This window comes from Streptococcus sp. CF4-3, from assembly GCF_024295385.1.
GTDB classification, from domain to species: domain Bacteria; phylum Bacillota; class Bacilli; order Lactobacillales; family Streptococcaceae; genus Streptococcus; species Streptococcus infantis_I.
In genome coordinates this window covers 41,041-58,387 of sequence record NZ_JANCPN010000007.1, presented here as the reverse complement: position 1 = coordinate 58,387, position 17,347 = coordinate 41,041, and the positions used below count along the sequence as shown (strand labels likewise).

Annotated in this window: 18 protein-coding genes and 1 pseudogene; 8 read left to right on the top strand and 11 right to left on the bottom strand. The window is 39.9% G+C overall.

Annotated features, from left to right (window positions below; translation table 11 throughout):
- Positions 1 to 188 precede the first annotated feature (188 nt).
- The 3 genes from sdaAB to NML75_RS07135 are packed head-to-tail and all read left to right on the top strand — an operon-like array spanning position 189 to position 2,397.
- On the top strand, positions 189 to 860 hold the full coding sequence (gene sdaAB / locus NML75_RS07145) for an L-serine ammonia-lyase, iron-sulfur-dependent subunit beta (protein ID WP_004251057.1): 672 nt from the start codon (positions 189 to 191) through the stop codon (positions 858 to 860).
- An 8-nt stretch (positions 861 to 868) separates the two neighbouring features.
- Complete coding sequence (gene sdaAA, locus NML75_RS07140; RefSeq protein ID WP_004251056.1) at positions 869 to 1,741, top strand: L-serine ammonia-lyase, iron-sulfur-dependent, subunit alpha; 873 nt, start codon at positions 869 to 871, stop codon at positions 1,739 to 1,741.
- Between the two features lie 23 nt (positions 1,742 to 1,764).
- Positions 1,765 to 2,397, top strand: a complete 633-nt coding sequence (locus NML75_RS07135) for an HAD hydrolase-like protein (RefSeq protein WP_254804317.1) — start codon at positions 1,765 to 1,767, stop codon at positions 2,395 to 2,397.
- A gap of 105 nt (positions 2,398 to 2,502) precedes the next feature.
- Here the strand turns inward: NML75_RS07135 and NML75_RS07130 are convergent, their stop codons facing one another.
- The 5 genes from NML75_RS07130 to NML75_RS07110 form a co-directional block, all read right to left on the bottom strand.
- Positions 2,503 to 2,967 (bottom strand): DUF805 domain-containing protein, encoded by a 465-nt coding sequence (locus NML75_RS07130; RefSeq protein ID WP_254804316.1) that lies wholly within the window; start codon positions 2,965 to 2,967, stop codon positions 2,503 to 2,505.
- A 157-nt stretch (positions 2,968 to 3,124) separates the two neighbouring features.
- Positions 3,125 to 3,478, bottom strand: a complete 354-nt coding sequence (locus NML75_RS07125) for a DUF805 domain-containing protein (protein ID WP_004251050.1) — start codon at positions 3,476 to 3,478, stop codon at positions 3,125 to 3,127.
- Between the two features lie 153 nt (positions 3,479 to 3,631).
- The gene (locus tag NML75_RS07120; protein WP_004251045.1) at positions 3,632 to 3,985 is read right to left on the bottom strand and encodes a DUF805 domain-containing protein; all 354 of its coding nucleotides are present in this window, start codon (positions 3,983 to 3,985) and stop codon (positions 3,632 to 3,634) included.
- A 154-nt stretch (positions 3,986 to 4,139) separates the two neighbouring features.
- Positions 4,140 to 5,990: a polysaccharide biosynthesis protein gene (locus tag NML75_RS07115; protein WP_254804315.1), complete on the bottom strand. Its 1,851-nt coding sequence runs from the start codon at positions 5,988 to 5,990 to the stop codon at positions 4,140 to 4,142.
- Between the two features lie 78 nt (positions 5,991 to 6,068).
- Complete coding sequence (locus NML75_RS07110) at positions 6,069 to 6,899, bottom strand: glycosyltransferase (RefSeq protein WP_254804314.1); 831 nt, start codon at positions 6,897 to 6,899, stop codon at positions 6,069 to 6,071.
- A 218-nt stretch (positions 6,900 to 7,117) separates the two neighbouring features.
- Between NML75_RS07110 and NML75_RS07105 the strand changes: the two genes are divergently transcribed.
- The 5 genes from NML75_RS07105 to NML75_RS07085 all read left to right on the top strand — a co-directional run bounded on the left by NML75_RS07105 (position 7,118) and on the right by NML75_RS07085 (position 11,272).
- Positions 7,118 to 8,284, top strand: coding sequence for a CynX/NimT family MFS transporter (locus NML75_RS07105; protein ID WP_254804313.1), 1,167 nt, complete (start codon positions 7,118 to 7,120; stop codon positions 8,282 to 8,284).
- 139 nt (positions 8,285 to 8,423) lie between these two features.
- On the top strand, positions 8,424 to 8,750 hold the full coding sequence (locus tag NML75_RS07100) for a PadR family transcriptional regulator (RefSeq protein ID WP_254804312.1): 327 nt from the start codon (positions 8,424 to 8,426) through the stop codon (positions 8,748 to 8,750).
- Positions 8,737 to 9,330, top strand: a complete 594-nt coding sequence (locus tag NML75_RS07095) for a DUF1700 domain-containing protein (protein ID WP_004251038.1) — start codon at positions 8,737 to 8,739, stop codon at positions 9,328 to 9,330. Before NML75_RS07100 ends, NML75_RS07095 begins: the two co-directional genes overlap by 14 nt.
- Positions 9,323 to 10,231 carry a DUF4097 family beta strand repeat-containing protein gene (locus NML75_RS07090; RefSeq protein ID WP_254804311.1) on the top strand — a complete coding sequence of 303 codons (909 nt, stop codon included), beginning with the start codon at positions 9,323 to 9,325 and terminating at the stop codon, positions 10,229 to 10,231. Before NML75_RS07095 ends, NML75_RS07090 begins: the two co-directional genes overlap by 8 nt.
- A gap of 84 nt (positions 10,232 to 10,315) precedes the next feature.
- A complete protein-coding gene (locus NML75_RS07085; RefSeq protein ID WP_049494433.1) occupies positions 10,316 to 11,272 on the top strand; it encodes a DUF6574 domain-containing protein in 957 nt (318 codons plus the stop codon).
- Positions 11,273 to 11,377: 105 nt separating this feature from the next.
- Here the strand turns inward: NML75_RS07085 and NML75_RS07080 are convergent, their stop codons facing one another.
- From NML75_RS07080 to NML75_RS07055, 6 genes and pseudogenes are all read right to left on the bottom strand, one after another.
- Entirely contained in the window at positions 11,378 to 12,238 is an 861-nt protein-coding gene (locus tag NML75_RS07080; RefSeq protein WP_254804310.1) for a DUF4299 family protein, read from the bottom strand.
- 123 nt (positions 12,239 to 12,361) lie between these two features.
- Positions 12,362 to 13,348, bottom strand: a complete 987-nt coding sequence (trhO, locus tag NML75_RS07075) for an oxygen-dependent tRNA uridine(34) hydroxylase TrhO (RefSeq protein WP_254804309.1) — start codon at positions 13,346 to 13,348, stop codon at positions 12,362 to 12,364.
- A 157-nt stretch (positions 13,349 to 13,505) separates the two neighbouring features.
- Positions 13,506 to 13,722: pseudogene (locus NML75_RS07070) on the bottom strand (CPBP family intramembrane glutamic endopeptidase); the annotation flags it as partial.
- A 158-nt stretch (positions 13,723 to 13,880) separates the two neighbouring features.
- On the bottom strand, positions 13,881 to 15,365 hold the full coding sequence (locus tag NML75_RS07065; protein ID WP_006149054.1) for an ABC transporter substrate-binding protein: 1,485 nt from the start codon (positions 15,363 to 15,365) through the stop codon (positions 13,881 to 13,883).
- A 104-nt stretch (positions 15,366 to 15,469) separates the two neighbouring features.
- Complete coding sequence (locus tag NML75_RS07060) at positions 15,470 to 16,390, bottom strand: carbohydrate ABC transporter permease (RefSeq protein WP_254804308.1); 921 nt, start codon at positions 16,388 to 16,390, stop codon at positions 15,470 to 15,472.
- A gap of 13 nt (positions 16,391 to 16,403) precedes the next feature.
- A complete protein-coding gene (locus tag NML75_RS07055; protein WP_254804307.1) occupies positions 16,404 to 17,333 on the bottom strand; it encodes an ABC transporter permease in 930 nt (309 codons plus the stop codon).
- Positions 17,334 to 17,347: the final 14 nt, after the last annotated feature.

Below are 17,347 nucleotides of genomic sequence, written 5' to 3'. Positions count from 1 at the left end.
CTATTTGTTAACGAATTTGTGTAGAAATGTTACAAAACTGTGATTTATTTACTTAAAAAAGCCCTTTTTTGTTACAAAACCCTTGTTATTAAAGCTTTTTAATCTTTTTATATATTTCAGAAAGTAATTAAGCACTTACATCTAATCTTTGCTATAATAGAAGTAAGAATCTTTTTAAGGGGAAACAGATGCAATCACTTCGTTTTCAATCTGTCTTTGATATCATTGGACCAGTAATGATTGGGCCATCTAGTAGTCACACTGCAGGAGCTGTTCGTATCGGTAAAATCGTTTCATCTATCTTTGATGATACTCCAACTGAGGTTGAATTCCAGCTTTTTAACTCTTTTGCAAAAACCTATCGTGGACACGGGACAGACCTTGCCCTTGTAGCTGGTATTTTGGGAATGGATACGGATGATCCTGAAATTCCAAATAGTTTAGAAATTGCCCATAAGCGTGGCATTAAAATCGTGTGGACCATCCAAAAGGACAGTAATGCTCCCCACCCAAATACTACGAAAATCACTGTTAAGAACGATCGTAAGACTATCAGCGTAACAGGAATTTCAATCGGCGGTGGAAATATCCAGGTGACAGAATTAAATGGTTTTGCCGTATCTCTCAACATGAACACCCCTACCATCATCATCGTTCATCAGGATGTTCCAGGTATGATTGCTCATGTGACTGAGGCTCTTTCTCGCTTTGGTATCAATATCGCTCAGATGAATGTAACTCGAGAAAAAGCTGGCGAGAAAGCAATCATGATTATTGAAGTTGATAGTCGCAACTGTGAAGAATCTATCGAAGAAATTCGGAAAATTCCTCATTTGCACAATGTCAATTTCTTTCAATAGGAGAAAATATGTTTTACTCTATCAAAGAATTAGTCGAACAAGCCGAACTTGATTTCCAAGGAAATGTTGCTGAGCTCATGATTACTACTGAGTATGAGCTAACTGGTCGTGAGCGAGAAGAAGTTCTCCTCCTCATGGAACGTAACCTCGAAGTCATGAAAGCTTCCGTCGAGCTTGGTCTCAGCGAAAAGAAATCTCGTAGCGGTTTGACTGGTGGTGATGCAGCTAAGCTCGACCACTACATCAAAAAAGGAAAGACCTTATCAGACTTCACTGTCTTGTCTGCCGCCCGTAACGCCATTGCCGTTAATGAGCACAATGCCAAGATGGGCCTTGTGTGTGCGACACCAACTGCAGGTAGCGCAGGTTGTCTTCCTGCAGTTCTCACATCTGCTATTCAAAAGTTAGATTTAACGCATGAACAACAACTAGATTTTCTCTTTGCTGCCGGTGCTTTTGGGCTCGTCATTGCTAATAACGCTTCTATCTCGGGAGCCGAAGGAGGCTGTCAAGCCGAAGTTGGATCTGCCTCTGCCATGAGCGCTGCTGCCCTAACTCTAGCTGCAGGTGGAACTCCTTATCAAGCGAGTCAGGCTATCGCCTTCGTTATCAAAAACATGCTCGGTCTTATCTGCGATCCCGTTGCAGGTTTGGTTGAAGTCCCTTGTGTTAAGCGTAATGCTATGGGGGCAAGTTTCGCCTTCATCGCAGCTGATATGGCTCTAGCCGGTATCGAATCAAAAATCCCAGTTGACGAAGTCATTGATGCCATGTACCAAGTAGGCTCTAGCCTCCCAACTGCCTTTCGTGAAACTGCCGAAGGTGGTCTCGCAGCCACACCGACAGGCCGTCGCCTTCAAAAAGAAATCTTCGGCGAATAATTTCAAGATTACTAGGAGAATCAATGTCATCTCTATCAGCCATCTTTTTCGACTTAGATGGAACCCTTGTGGACAGCTCTATCGGTATTCACAATGGCTTCACCTATACTTTTGAACAACTGGGAATTCCTAGTCCAGATGCAAAAACCATCCGTGGTTTTATGGGACCTCCTTTGGAAACTAGTTTCGCTAGTTGCTTACCAACTGAGCAGATTGAGTCAGCTATCCAGCTTTATCGCTCCTATTATAAGGAAAAAGGAGTCTACGAAGCTCAGCTCTTTCCACAAATCAAGGAACTACTCACTGAACTAGCTCAACAATATCCTCTCTATATCACGACAACAAAAAATACTCCGACAGCAGTCCATATGACAGCTAATTTTGAAATCGATCATTTCTTTGACGGCATCTATGGTTCAAGTCCGCAAGCAGTGCATAAGGCAGATGTCATTCGTCAAGCTTTGGCAACTCATAAATTGGATCCAGAAAAAGTGGTCCTTATCGGAGATACTAAATTTGATATGATTGGCGCCCAAGAAACTGGCATTAAAAAACTAGCGGTTACTTGGGGATTTGGTGACGAGAAGGACCTCATGACCTATCAACCTGAATGGGTTGCACATCAACCGGCAGACATTTTACATCAACTACAATAGAAGATTTAAACAAAAGCACTCCAATTAAATTGGAGTGCTTTTTTAACTTGTTGATAATAAAATACAAGAAGTCCAAAACAGATTCAACCGTAAAACAAGAATCTCTTAGTTCTTATCTGATTCTTCGAACGGTGTATCTTCGATGGCTTCTTCATTTTTGACTGCTTGAGATTCACTATAGTTTACCACTTCAGTTTCTTTTGTCGGCATAGCGAAAAGAATCAAAAGAGCTATCCCTCCCATTGGGGCAAAGCGAAGGAAGATAAAGGCCCAGTGGAATCCGGCATCACGCAAACGGCGAACTGATAAAGCCAAAGTCGGTACTAAGATTGCTAGGTAGAAAACTGCATAAATAATAGCAACTAAACCAAAAACCATGAAAATAGCCTCGCTGGCTGAATCGCTCACTGAATCCATCACAGTACTAAGATATACAATGTAGAAATAGATAATCCAGAAAGGAATAGAAAGGATGAGGTTTCCTAGCCAAACCCACCAGAAATCTGGACGCGTCGAACGACCGGTGAACTCTGCATAATTCTTAAAAAAATTCTTATACGCGTTAATCATATGATACTCCCATTTTTTATTTTATCAGTAGATACTAAACTGTACAGTTATAGAACACTCCCAAATCTAGTAAAAGGCCTGGGAGTGTTAGCCAATTATTCGACAAGACTGAAAATTCTTCGTCCTTGTAGCATTCTTCAGATAGTTGAACTTATATTTAATCCTTTGTCGGCATAGCTAGGAGTATCATAAGAGCGATACCTCCAACAAATGGAACAAATGCTACGAAAATGAGTGCCCAATGGAAACCAGCATCACGCAGACGACGAACTGTCAATGCAAGTTGAGGCAAGAAAAGTGCCAGACCAAAAATGAAATAAATAAATATGAAAAGACCCAAAGTCGTAATAGCAGCTTCGCTATCTGGATTTGCTATTGCACTACCGTAGACTATGTCAAAAGGAATAGAAAGGATAATGTTTGCCAACCCAATCCACCAGTAATCAGGACGTGTTGAACGTCCAGAGAAATCTACATAACCTTTAAAGAAATTTTTAATTGCGTTAATCATATGATACTCCCAACTTTTATTTTATCAGTAGATACTGTACAGTTATAGAACACTCCCAAATCTAGTAAAAGACCTGGGAGTGTTAGCAAATTATTCGACAAGATTGAAACTTCTTCGTTCTTGTAGCATTTTTTCAGATAGCTGAACTTAGTGTTAGTCCTTTGTTGGCATAGCTAGGAGCACCAAAAGTGCGATACCTCCAACCATTGGAATAAAAGCAACGAAGATGAGCGCCCAATGGAAACCAGCATCACGTAGACGACGAACTGTCAGTGCTAGTCCAGGCAATAAAACTGCTAGTCCAAAAATGAGATAGACAAATCCGATTAAGCCCAAAGTCATAATAGCAGCTTCGCTATCTGGATTTGCCATTGCAGCACCGTATGCCATGTAGAAAGGAATAGAAAGGATAATGTTTGCCAACCAAATCCACCAGTAATCTGCGCGAGTTGAACGTCCTGAAAAATCTACATAACCTTTAAAGAAATTTTTAATTGCGTTAATCATAAGTTACTCCCTAATTTTTTATTTACTATAGTTTACCATATCTGTTCAATAATAACAAGTTTGTTCAAAAAATTCTGAAAGTCTCTCGAAATCTAGAAAAAAGATACTACCTGCTCCTTCTCTAAAAAAGTCGCAGATAATATCTCATCTATTTTTAGTCAACATGTGTTGTTTCATTAGCAAAAGCTATGATTGCTCTCTTCAATTCAGAACCTTGCAAGGTACGGAACTCTTCAATCTTCTGATTGATCATCTCAAGAGGCATTACATTTACTTTACCAACAAAGATTTTGTCCATTACTTGATTGTCAACTAGTTCAGTTGATACAAGCAACTCTTCGTATAGTTTTTCACCTGGGCGAATACCTACTTCTACGATTGGAATTTCATTTTCAGTATGACCACTGAGTAGAACCATTTTCTTAGCCAAATCGTAAATGCGTACTGGTTTGCCCATATCAAGGATAAAGACTTCTCCATCCTTTGCATAAGCACCCGCATGAATCACCAAGCGACTAGCTTCTGGAATGGTCATAAAGTAACGAGTCATTCGGAAATCCGTCACCGTTACAGGCCCACCTTCAGCAATCTGACGTTCAAAAACAGGAATCACACTACCACGGCTACCGAGTACATTACCGAAACGAACCGCACAATAGGTTGATTGGCTACGTTGATTAAATCCAGTGACAATCAACTCAGCCACACGTTTAGTTGCTCCCATTACGTTTGGTGGATTAACGGCCTTATCTGTCGAAATCATGACCATTTTTGGAACTCGTGCGGCGTCAACTGCCTTAGCAACATTATAAGTCCCAAGGATATTATTTTTAAAGGCTTCTTTTGGATTGCGCTCCATCATCGGAACATGTTTATGGGCTGCAGCATGGTAAACAATCGCTGGTTCGTACTGTTCAAAAACTTGAAGCAAACGATTATAATCTTGAATATCAGCAATGACAGGAACAAAATCAATTTCCTGGAACTTGCGAATCAATTCATGGTAAATCAGATAAATAGAGTTTTCTCCATGACCGAGCAAAATGACACGTTCAGGATTGAATCGACTAACTTGACGGCAGATTTCTGAACCAATCGAACCTCCGGCTCCAGTCACCAAGATTGTTTTGCCAGTGATTTCAGAACCCAGACGTGATTCATCAAGCTGAATCTCTTTACGTCCCAACAGGTCCGTGATATCAATTTTCTGGAAACCTCCTGCTTGAGGCTGGATACCTTGCACAACTGACTCAATCATCGGCATTTTGAAGCATTTTACACCGATACCGTTACACATTTGCAGGATTCGTTCATATTCAGATGGATCTAGAGACGGAATCGCAACGATAACTTTTTCAACTCTGTAGCGTTTAGCCAATTCTGGTAGGTCATCATAAGAACCCAAGACTGGGATTTTCCCAAGCTTTTGTCCTTTTTTCTTTTCATCATTATCCAAAATCCCAACCAGTTCAAGGTCACTAGTAGGATGTTGGTAGCTGTCCATAAAGAGCGCACCACCATCGCCTGCACCAATCAAGAAGGTACGACGGTGTTCTCCTTCGCCATTTCCCTTTCTACGTCTTGAGTAAATCAACTGCCAAGTGATACGAGGAAGTAGAATCAAGAAGGTAGTTAATAGGATAAAGAGTACGATAAAGCGGATAGAAAAGAGTGGCAAGAAAGCATAGCAGATCACATAAGATAAGATACTACTGATAGTTACTCCGAAGAAAATCTTCATGAAATCTGTGATTTTGCTATATCTACTAATACTAGCATTCAGCCCCCAAAATCCAATCATAAGCTGGTAGAAAAGGAAGGTTAGACCTGTATAAATGACATAGTCTACCGGGGCTGGATTAATCAAGCCATAAAATAGAATATAGGAAACAATAATTGATAAGACCATACTGGCAATATCAAAAAATCCCCAAAATATTTGTTTCTGTTGTTTATTTAATACTTCAACCAGATCAATTACGTAATCTGTTATTTTTTTATTCATGTGAATGGTATCCTCCTATACAGAATCACATTTGCTAGCAGTGATAAGATATAGTTTTATAATTCTATCAGCTAGACATTACTTGCTTTTTCTTAGAAGTTTCAAAAATATAAACTGTCGCACAAATCCTGGACATAGGGCAACGACAACTTGGATTAAAACACTTTTCAGATATTCGCCATAAGAAATCTGTCCTCGAGCGTGCATTCTTTGACGTGCTTGGCGATAGAGTTTGAGGTAGCGAAGACCTCCACGGCGTTCAAACATCCCCGCTCCCACGCGCACCTTACATAGAATTTGATCCACATTTCCAGTTCGAGCTCCAGCACTAATCATATTGAGCCAGAGAAGATCATCTTCCATATAAAGACCGTCCTCGTAGTTACCAGCTTTGAGCACCATTTCTTTTTTGAACATAACCGTCATATGATTAAAGGCACTTCTCATACGTTGGTAGGCAATGATATCCTCATGCTTAGTCGGTACACGACGATAAGACACAATCTCGTCAGGTTGGTCGATAAACTCTGCGATATGACCACCTAGCAGATCCAAGTTTTCTTCTTCCATCAAATTGAACTGCTGCTCAAAGCGATCTCTAACAGCAATATCATCTGTATCCATACGAGCAATGACATCATACTGACACTGTAAAACACCATATTGAAGGGCCAAGCCTAGACCACGATTTTGTTCAAGTGGGCAACGTTTGATTGGAATACTTGACTGTGCTTCCAATTTCTCCAAAACTTGATACAGTTCAGGTGTCAGCGGACCATCTTCGACGATTACCACTTCGCTAGGTTTGAGCGTTTGATGTAAGATACTCTCTACTGCCTCTTCTAGAAAGGCTGGATTTTCTTTAACATAGACTGACATCAGGACGCTAAATTTACGATTTTCAGACACAGTAGTTCTCCAATGTATAGATTTTCTTTCACTATTTTATCACAATTTTTCAGACTTTCCTATTTTTATTTGAATCCCAGAAAAAAACTAGTAAATATATTGTCCTTATTTTCTATGATTTCCTTTGGGAAAGTCGAGGATTACCTCACGTTAGCTTGACATCTTTAGGGAAAAAAATTAAAATAAGCTGTTATCAAAATCAGCTTATTGAGGTTCACATGAAAAAACGATCACTCTTTTTTATTCTAGGAATTATCTTAATCGGAGCGGTCTTAAGAGCTCCTTTCACAGCTTTACCGACTATTTTAGGTGATATTGCCCAAGGTTTAGGCGTGGAAGTTAGTTCACTTGGTGTTTTGACCAGCCTCCCTCTCTTGATGTTTGCCCTCTTCTCCTCTTTTGCGACTCGTTTGGCTCAAAAGATTGGACTCGAGCACCTTTTCACCTATAGTCTTATCGTATTGACCATCGGTTCAGTGATTCGTATCTTTAATCTTCCTCTACTCTATCTAGGGACTTTACTTATCGGAGCAAGTATTGCGATCTTTAACGTGCTCCTTCCTAGCGCCATTCAGGCCAATCACCCACAAAAGATTGGCTTTCTGACAACCATCTATGTGACCTCTATGGGGATTACAACTGCTCTTGCTTCCTATCTCTCTGTACCCATTACTCAATCAAGCTCTTGGAAAGGCTTGATTCTCTGTTTATCCTTGGTCTGCCTACTAACTTTAGTTATCTGGTTCCCCAATCATCGTCACAATCATTTTCTAAGAGGAAGTGAGAAAAAACAAAAGAAAGAGAATATCTTAAAAAACAAGGAAGTTTGGGCTATTATTGTATTCGGTGGACTTCAGTCCTTACTCTTCTATACCAGTATGACCTGGTTACCTACCATGGCAATCAGTGCTGGCTTATCTCACACAGATGCCGGTCTTTTAGCTTCTATCTTTTCTCTGACTAGTATTCCCTTCTCGATGACTATTCCAAGTTTAACGACTCGTTTGTCCAATCGTCACCGTCAAATCATGCTGACAGTCATCTCTATCGCTGGATTGCTTGGAATTGCCATGCTCTTATACCCGAGCAAGAGTTTCCTCTACTGGTTAGTAGCGCATCTCTTGATTGGTACTGCCTGTAGCGCTCTTTTCCCTTATCTCATGGTTTGCTTCTCCGTCAAAACTAGCTCCCCTGAAAAGACAGCCCAATTGTCTGGGCTTGCCCAGACCGGAGGCTACATTTTGGCAGCTGTCGGTCCAACTCTCTTTGGTTACAGCTTTGACATGTTCCATTCCTGGATCCCAGCTGTATTGGCTCTTCTAGTTATTGATATCATCATGACAATCTCCCTCTTTATGGTAGATCGAGCAGATAAAATCCTCTAATCTTCTAGTTTTTGCTAGAAGATTTTTTATATATAAAAATTTTACACATATTACTTGACAGGGCTTACATTTAGATGTATGATGTATGTGTAGAATAATTATATATAAAATTTTTACATACTAAAAAAGGAGGTGCCCCATGTATTTTCCAACATCAGCGGCTTTGATTGAATTTCTCATCTTGGCCATCCTAGAACAAGGGGATTCCTATGGTTATGAAATTAGTCAAACCATTAAACTCATTGCCAAAATCAAGGAATCTACCCTCTACCCCATCTTGAAAAAACTGGATACCAACCGCTATCTGACTACATACTCTCGCGAATACCAAGGTCGGATGCGGAAATACTATTCCTTAACAGAGATTGGAGAGGAGCAACTATTTGTACTCAGAGAAGAGTGGATACTCTATACTGACACTATCAATGGCATCATAGAAGGGAGCATTCGCCATGACAAGAACTGAATATTTGAATCAGCTTGAAGCCTATCTGATGAAGCTTCCTCAATCTGATCGTATCGAAGCCATGGACTACTTCAAAGAACTCTTTGATGATGCTGGTCCAGAAGGTGAGGAAGAGCTAATGACTAGTCTGGGAAGTCCTAAAGAGGCTGCCCACGACATCCTGACTACACTTCTTGATAAAAAAATCAACGAAGAAAATTCCAATAAGAACAACCGTCAGGTTTTACAAATCGCAATCCTCGCACTTCTGGCTGCACCTATTGGGATTCCAGTCGGGATTGGTCTTCTCATGGCTATCATCGGGATTTTTATCGCTGCGATTAGTGTACTTTTAGCCTTCTTTGCTGTATCAGCAGCTGGACTAATCCTAGGAGGCGTTCTCCTATTTGAAAGCTTCTACGTTCTGGCTGAATCGACATCTGCCTTTATGCTGATTTTTGGTGGAGGTTTGCTAGCTATTGGAGCCTCGTCCCTAGTCTTGCTGGCGACTTCCTATGTGACCCGTTTCTTTGGAATACTAATCCTTCGACTTATTCAGTGGATTCTTAATAGAGGAAAGAGAGGTGAAAGTCATGCGTAAATTAACAAAAGGATTTCTTATCTTTGGTGTTGTTACTAGTATCATCGGTTTTGCCATGATGATCATCGGCATCCAAACAGATGGTGTCAGAAGCCTCCTTGCAATGTCTCAAAAACCAGTATTTGAAAGCCGTAAGGAAGAACTTGTATTTGACCAAGACATTGAAAATCTAAACATCTCTCTAAAAGAACATTCGCTCGTTATCACTGAATCAAGCGATGACAAGATTCACATCCAGTATCATCCAACCTTCTCTGAAAAAGAAAATCTTCAACACTCTATCAAAGAGAAAAGTCTTGAAATAACTGATACCAAATCAACTACACGTCGCTCTATAGGTTCTAGTATCGAAGGTATCCTCTTTATCGCAAGCAGAGTCTCAAGCCGCAATGATGAAGTCGTGCTCTCATTACCAAGAGGAAAAGAATTAAAAAATCTAACCACCCAGATCGAACATGGAGACCTTTCGATCACTAATGCAAAACTTAGTAATGCCAAGATTCAGTCAAATGGCTATCTTCGTATCACTAGTAGCGACATCAAAAATAGCCAATTAACCACAGCTGGAATCGTCAATGTATTTGAAACAAATCTAACAGATAGTCGCATCAAAGCAGAGCATGAACATATCATGGCAGACGATATCCAAGTACATGGTCGAGTGGAATTCGAGGCCAAAACAACTATCTCGCTCGAGTTATCCCAAAAGGAACTTGACCGAATCAATGTAGATTTTTCTACTGAACATGGTGAAATCTATCGTTGGCACCGAGACGGACATGACAGTCCTAGGGGAGGTAGTAAAGGTGAAACTTTAGCTAACCCATACAAAACAGAAAAAAAAGATACGCAAGATCTCCTCGTCGCAAAAGCGAATCAACGTATCTATTTCCCAAAATGAGATCGCTTGCTTTCTTATAGAAATCACGAATAAAAACAACTAGTAGTTACTACTCAAAAATTAATCAAAAAAGGGAGGTCTATTATGACTCAAGAATGGTTTGAAAGTGCTGATTTCGAAAAAACAGCCAACAATGATAAAAAAGATAGCCCATCCGACTCAGTTCTCCTTGAAGAAGACTCAGAGGCAAGAGAAGAGGCGCCAGTGGTTGAAGAAAATCTTCAAGTCAATCCTGAAGAACAAGAAGCTGACCTAGAGAAAGTAGAGAGTGACGAACACGAAGAAATCGTAGCAAAGACAGACCAGTCAGAAGAGTCTGTTAAAGAAGCACCTCAGCCTAGCAAATCTTTGGAAAGTCCATTTGTCCCAGATCCTCTACCTACAAAAACAGCAGTATTTGCAGTTTTCAAAGAAGAATTGGCTGATCTTTGGGTTTGGTTACAAGGTGCTCTCAAAGAGCCAACAGCAAGTATTGATACAGATAAAAAACATAGTTATAATGCCTTTGCGCTACTAACTATCTTTTCTGCTACAAGTTTCCTCTTTACAGTTTATCACGCCAAACAAGGCTACTATGGTCGTATGACAAGCATCGATGCTCACTTCATGGAACAATTCCCGTCTCTCAATCTCTTCTCGGTCTTCTCCATCCTAGTGGCGACAAGTTTGTTCTACTTTTCAATCCTCATGGGTGGATTTGTAGTCAAACGTTTTGTCGACCAGGACAGTGATTGGACATTAGAAAGAGCCTTTCAAGCAAATAGCAGACTCTTGGCTATCCCAGTTCTCTTGACAGGTATTGCTAGTTTCTTCGCTCTTTTTAATGGTCTACGATTTGCAGTATTGCTTTGCTTGATTAGCATTGGTCTGACTCTCTTGGCCAATCTCTACGTTATCTCAAGACCTAGCAAGGATAGTCAAACCGATCCCTTCTATCGCCTTCTCTTAGCTTTCCTAGTCAACGGTGGTGTTCTATTTCTCTTCTTCCTAGCAGAAATGGCTCTTGTTTTTGACTATCTTCGAATCCTTGCTTTTATGTAAGATAAAATCCTGTCACTCTGACAGGATTTTTTTGTGTACACAAAAAGCAGATCAAACGATCTGCCTTTTCACATTATTTAAAACCAATATCTTTCATTTAGGCCTCTAGTTACCTTTTACTAAGTTCTCAAAATCTTCCCCTAAGATTGGTCCTACCACTATTTGGTTGGCATCCAAGTCCTGATAAAGTTCTTTGGGCAAAGCTCCTAAAAAGGCTTGATAATCCAGTCTAGCTACTGCTTCATAGTCTTCTGGTTTTGAACCATCTCCAGAGATTTTTACCAAATCAATCTCCCAAACAAGTTTCTTGCCTACCAATTGCTCAACGTAAGGAGCAGGAATCACCGGTTCTTTTGGCAAAATGGTTTTTACTCCCTGAGCTAGGTGATAGACCCTATGAATCTTACCTTCACCATCTGGATAAAATTTAGCGCTGGAAGGAAAGGCATCTGACCCTTGAACCCTCTTAACTAGCTCTTCAAAACGTGCCAAGCCATCTTCTTCCAAGAAACTATCTAAATCCTTCTTATCAAAGTAGACAGGTGATAGAATACCCTGGCAGAAACCAAAACGAGCAGCCTTATCAGCCAGATAGTTCTTAACCGTTTCTTGGAAATAGTTTTCCAAATCAAAGTCTGCCAAGCCTTCAACTGCTTCACCAACCTTGCTAGACAAAGCCCGCAAGAGCCCTTCTACAATCTCCCAATCAGCTCTTGTAATCAAGTCAGGAATGATTACTTGATAGCCTTTTTGAGCATCTAGATATCGAACTTTAAAGAGAAATTGAGACTTGCCTACGATTCCACACTCGATATACTCAAGGCGATTGAGAGGTTGACGGAGGTAAACAGCATCATAACTATGTGACTCTAAGCCATCTACTAAGCCTAAAATTGATTTAGCTGTAAGAATCTCCTGTTGTCCTAAAATACTTTGTTTATTTGGGATAAAAAATGTCTTCACCATAATGGCCTCCTTTGAAATCGTTTACATATAGTATACACCATTTTCCTGAAAGATGCAGAAACAAATTTAAGATTTTTTAGTCAAAAGCATAGAAAAACAGCCCTTTAGGACTGTTAATGTTTATTATACAACTTCAGAATGGTCTAGGCTCTCACCAATTGCTGCTAGACGCTCGATGACTTGATCTTGTGTCAATTCATGTTCCAAAACATAACGATTACGTGGGTGAACACGACACTCGTGTGAGCAACCACGGAGATATTTGTCTTCGTTGTCTTCTGATGCCAAGATGCGGCGGTTACAGAATGGATTTCCACAGTTGACATAACGTTCACATGGCGTTCCATCAAACCAATCTTTCCCTACGATAGTTGGATTGACATGGTTGACATCGACTGCAATACGCTCGTCAAAAACGTACATTTTCCCATCCCAAAGTTCCCCTTGAACTTCTGGATCTTTCCCGTAAGTCGCAATTCCTCCATGCAATTGACCGACATCTTTGTAACCTTCACGAACCATCCAGCCAGAGAATTTCTCACAGCGGACTCCACCTGTACAGTAAACAACGACACGTTTATCCATGAATTTTTCCTTATTATCACGAACCCATTGTGGTAATTCACGGAAGTTGCGGATGTCAGGACGGATAGCCCCACGGAAGTGTCCAAGGTCGTACTCATAGTCATTACGAGTATCAAGGACCACTGTATCTTCATCTAGGAGGGCTTCTTTAAATTCTTTTGGTGACAAGTAAGCACCTGTTGTTTCAAGAGGATTGATGTCGTTATCAAAGTTATCATCCTCTAAACCAAGGTGAACGATTTCCTTTTTGTAGCGAACAAACATCTTCTTGAAGGCTTGCTCACTTTCTTCGTCAATCTTGAACCAGAGGTCTTCCATACCTGGAAGGCTGTGAACGTAGTCCATGTATTTTTGCGTTGTTTCGTAGTCACCAGAAACAGTTCCGTTGATCCCTTCGTCTGCGACTAGGATACGCCCCTTGAGGCCAATAGACTTACAGAAAGCTAAGTGGTCTGCAGCAAATTGTTCCGCGTTTTCGATGGGAACATATTTATAGTAAAGTAAAACTCGAATATCTTTTGACATTTGCTTCTCTTTTCTAAGATTAAATTATCAGAATTTTTCATTCAACTATACCAGTATACTCTCCCAAGAAGCTGCTGGTTTATTTGGCCGAAAAATAAAAAACAAGACTCATTTTCAGATCTTGTTTTAATTAAATATTCGATGAAGAAAAGTTAACAAAAAGATATCCATGGCCTGTCTTGAATAAATTACTAATCATGATGCCAATAAAGACAAGACTGATAAGATTTCGAATCCAGAAAAAATTGCCAATTTGAGAAGAAAATTGCCAATAGTTTTGGATTATAAGTGTTGGCTGAAAAAGTCCATATACGAAAAATAAGTAAGTGGGATAAGATTGCACTGATTTTAAAGAGTAGATGGTATTTTTTCATGTACCTATTACCAACTCTACTTGTAAGGCAAATGCCTGGCTTTTAAATGCATATAATTATATGCATTTGCTCAAAAAAGAATCACCACCCCGTCTGGAAAACTCCAGACAAGGCAGTGATCGCATCTTTTAGGAATGAATACACGAAATCAATCTATCTTAAGATTTTTTGTTTTTCAAGAATTCGTCGTATTGTTTTTGCATTTCATCCAATACTTTTTGGTAAGCACCTTCAGATTTAAGTTTTTCCATCAATTCTGGAATAGCTTTTTCTGGGTCTACAGTACCAGTGTTGATAGCTGTATCGAATTGTTGCATAGTGTTAGTAATAGCTGAGATTTCAGATTTCACGTTGTCAGTGTTGAAGATGAATCCAAGCGCTGGAGATTCTTTTGCAGTTTCCAAGTCTTTCTTAGATTGTGCAATTTGTTCATCTGTAACATTTTCGTTGATGTAAAGGATCCAGTTGTTACCAGTGTTCCATCCTGACATGTGAGTGTTTCCTTTGTATCCGTCAAGGACTTTAACACGGTTTTCTTTACCTGCAACTTTTTCCCAGTTCTTGCCTTCTGGTCCATAAACAAGCCCGTTCAAGAGTTCTGGGTTAGTGTTCAAGAGGTTCAACACTTCCATTGCTTTTTCTTTGTTCTTAGAGTTGTTTGAGATTACAAAGTTTGCAACTTGAGTTGTTTGGTTTTTCTTGATGAAGTTAGTAAATGGTTTGATTTGGATGTCTCTGTTAGCAACACGAGAAAGCAAGCTGCTACCGTAGTCAGCTGGTCCTACTGTTTCTTCACGAACAAGCCAAGTATCTTGAGTAAGGTCATATGAAGTTTCACTTGTTGCTACGTCTTTTGGAATGTATCCTGCTTCATAGTATTTGTGAAGAGTCTTCAAGTGTTCTACGAAACGAGGAACTTCGTAACGGTTTACGATCTTAGTAGTGTCACCTTCAAGGTCGATAACGAATGGAAGACCATTTGCAACTGGGTAGTCAAAGTTTTCTGATGGGATAAAGTTTTTACCAACAGCGAATGGCATTACGTCTGGAGCTTTTTCTTTGATTTGTTTCAATACTGGTTCAAGTGTTTCATATGAAGTTACACCTGAGATATCAATTCCATATTTTTCAAGAAGTGGGCCGTTGAAAGCAAAGTTTTGTGAAGATGCAACGTTAGCTGCAACTGGAACAGAATAAATCTTACCGTTTATAGTGTTACCTTTGATGTAAGCTGGGTCAAGCGCTTTGTAAAGCTCAGCACCTTCTTTCTTGTACAATTCTGTCAAGTCAGCATAAGCACCTTTTTGAGCGTTTACTACATAGTTATCTGCAAATGCGATATCGTAGTTTTCACCTGAAGAAGTGATAACTGACATTTTCTTACCGTAGTCACCCCATCCAAGGTATTGGATGTCTAATTTAGCACCAACTTTTTCTCCGATGATTTTGTTTGCATTTTCTAGCAATTCATCCAAGTTATCTGGTTTGTCACCGATTTGGTACATTTTGATAACAGTTTTGTCACCTGAAGCTGAGTCAGCAGCTTTTTGGTTGTTTCCTTTAAGGTTTCCACAAGCTGCAAGGCTAGCAGCTAAAGCGACAAGGCTAGCAGATGCAAAAGCATATTTTTTCCAGTTTTTCATGATAAAAACTCCTTTTTTTATTTTTAATTTATAAACAATTTTAATGAGTAACTTTTCTTATGTTGAAAAGTTAATAGAGAAGAGAAAGCTTGTTTCTCAATGTTTTATTCTTTAACACCACCGATAGTCAAACCTTTTACAAAGTAGCGTTGGAAGAACGGATAGAGAATCGCAATCGGAACAGTCGCAACTACAACCATAGCCATACGTCCTGTTTCTTTTGGTAGGGCAACTGCAAGTTGTCCTGACATCCCAACTGACTTAGCAATGTAATCCATGTTGTTTTGAATTTGCATGAGCAAATATTGTAATGGATACAAGTTATCACTCTTGATGTAAAGAAGGGCATTGAACCAATCGTTCCAGAATCCAAGTGCTGTCAAAAGTGTGATAGTCGCAATCCCTGGAAGAGAGAGTGGTAAACAGATTTGGAAGAAGATCCGAGCCTCGCTGGCACCATCGATACGAGCTGATTCGAGGATTGCTTCTGGGATGGTCTTCTTGAAGAAGGAACGCATCAACATGATGTTGAAAGGTGATAGAAGCATTGGAACAATCAAGGCCCAAATGGTATCACCAAGGTGAAGCAACTGAGTTACCACGATGTAGCCTGGTACCAAACCAGCATTGAACAACATACTAAGAAGAGCGAAGACTGTAAAGAATTTACGATACTTAAATGTTGTACGAGAGATGGCATATGCGTATGTAGTTGTGATAAATACGTTTGTCAACGTTCCAACAACTGTTACGAAGGCTGAGATAAAAAGCGCTTGTAAGATTTTGTCTTTAAACTGAGCCAAAAACTCAAAACCATCTACACCAAACTTGGAAGGGAAGAAACTATATCCATATTGAACAATACTTTTTTCGTCTGTAACTGAAATAATGATTACGAAGATGAAAGGCAAGATACAAGAGAAGGCCAGCAAACCAGATATGATACTAAAGAAGATATCTGCCTTTTTGCTGAAGGAGTGTATGCCAACATTATCAATTTTTTCTTTTTGAATTTTTTTTGCCATATGCTCCTCCTTTCTAGAATAGTGCTGAGTTAGGATCAACACGTCTTGCAAGCAAGTTTGATAGGATAACCAGAATCAAACCAACGACTGACTGATAGAGACCGGCTGCCGAAGCCATACCGATATCTGCTGTTTGAGTCAATCCGTTAAAGACATAGACGTCCAATACATTTGTTACACTATAGAGCTGACCAGCATTGTGAGGGATTTGGTAGAAGAGACCGAAGTCTGCACGGAAGATATTTCCGACTGCAAGGATGGTCAATACTGTCACAAGCGGTGTCAACTGAGGGATGGTTACGTTACGGATACGTTGCCATTTGCTAGCACCGTCCACTGTCGCTGCTTCGTAGTAAGTTGGGTCAATACCCATGATAGTTGCGTAGTACATCACACTACTGTATCCAAACCCTTTCCAGATACCTAGGAAAAGGAGGAGGTAAGGCCAGATACTGATGTCAGCGTAGAAGTTAATACCCTTCATTCCAAGGGCTTCTAAGGTGTGGTTGATAAGCCCTTTATCGATGTTTAGGAAAGCATCTGTAAAGAAACTGATGATAACCCAAGATAGGAAGTAAGGGAACAACATAGATGTTTGGTAGATTTTAACCATTTGCTTAGAGCGAAGTTCACTAAGGATAATGGCGATACCAACTGACACAACCAAACCGATAAAGATAAATCCAAGGTTGTAAAGTACTGTGTTTCGAGTGATGACAAAGGCATCCTTGGAACTAAACAAGAATTTAAAGTTATCTAGTCCGACCCATCTACTATTTATAATACTGTGGACGAATCCTTCACCAGTCATATGGTAGTCTTTGAAGGCAACCACATTCCCAAAAACTGGAATGTAGAAGAATAAAATCAACCAAATTGTTCCTGGTAGAACCATTAAGAGAAAAATCCAATTATCTCTTAAAGTTTTTGAAAACTTGTTCATAATTTCCTCCCTTT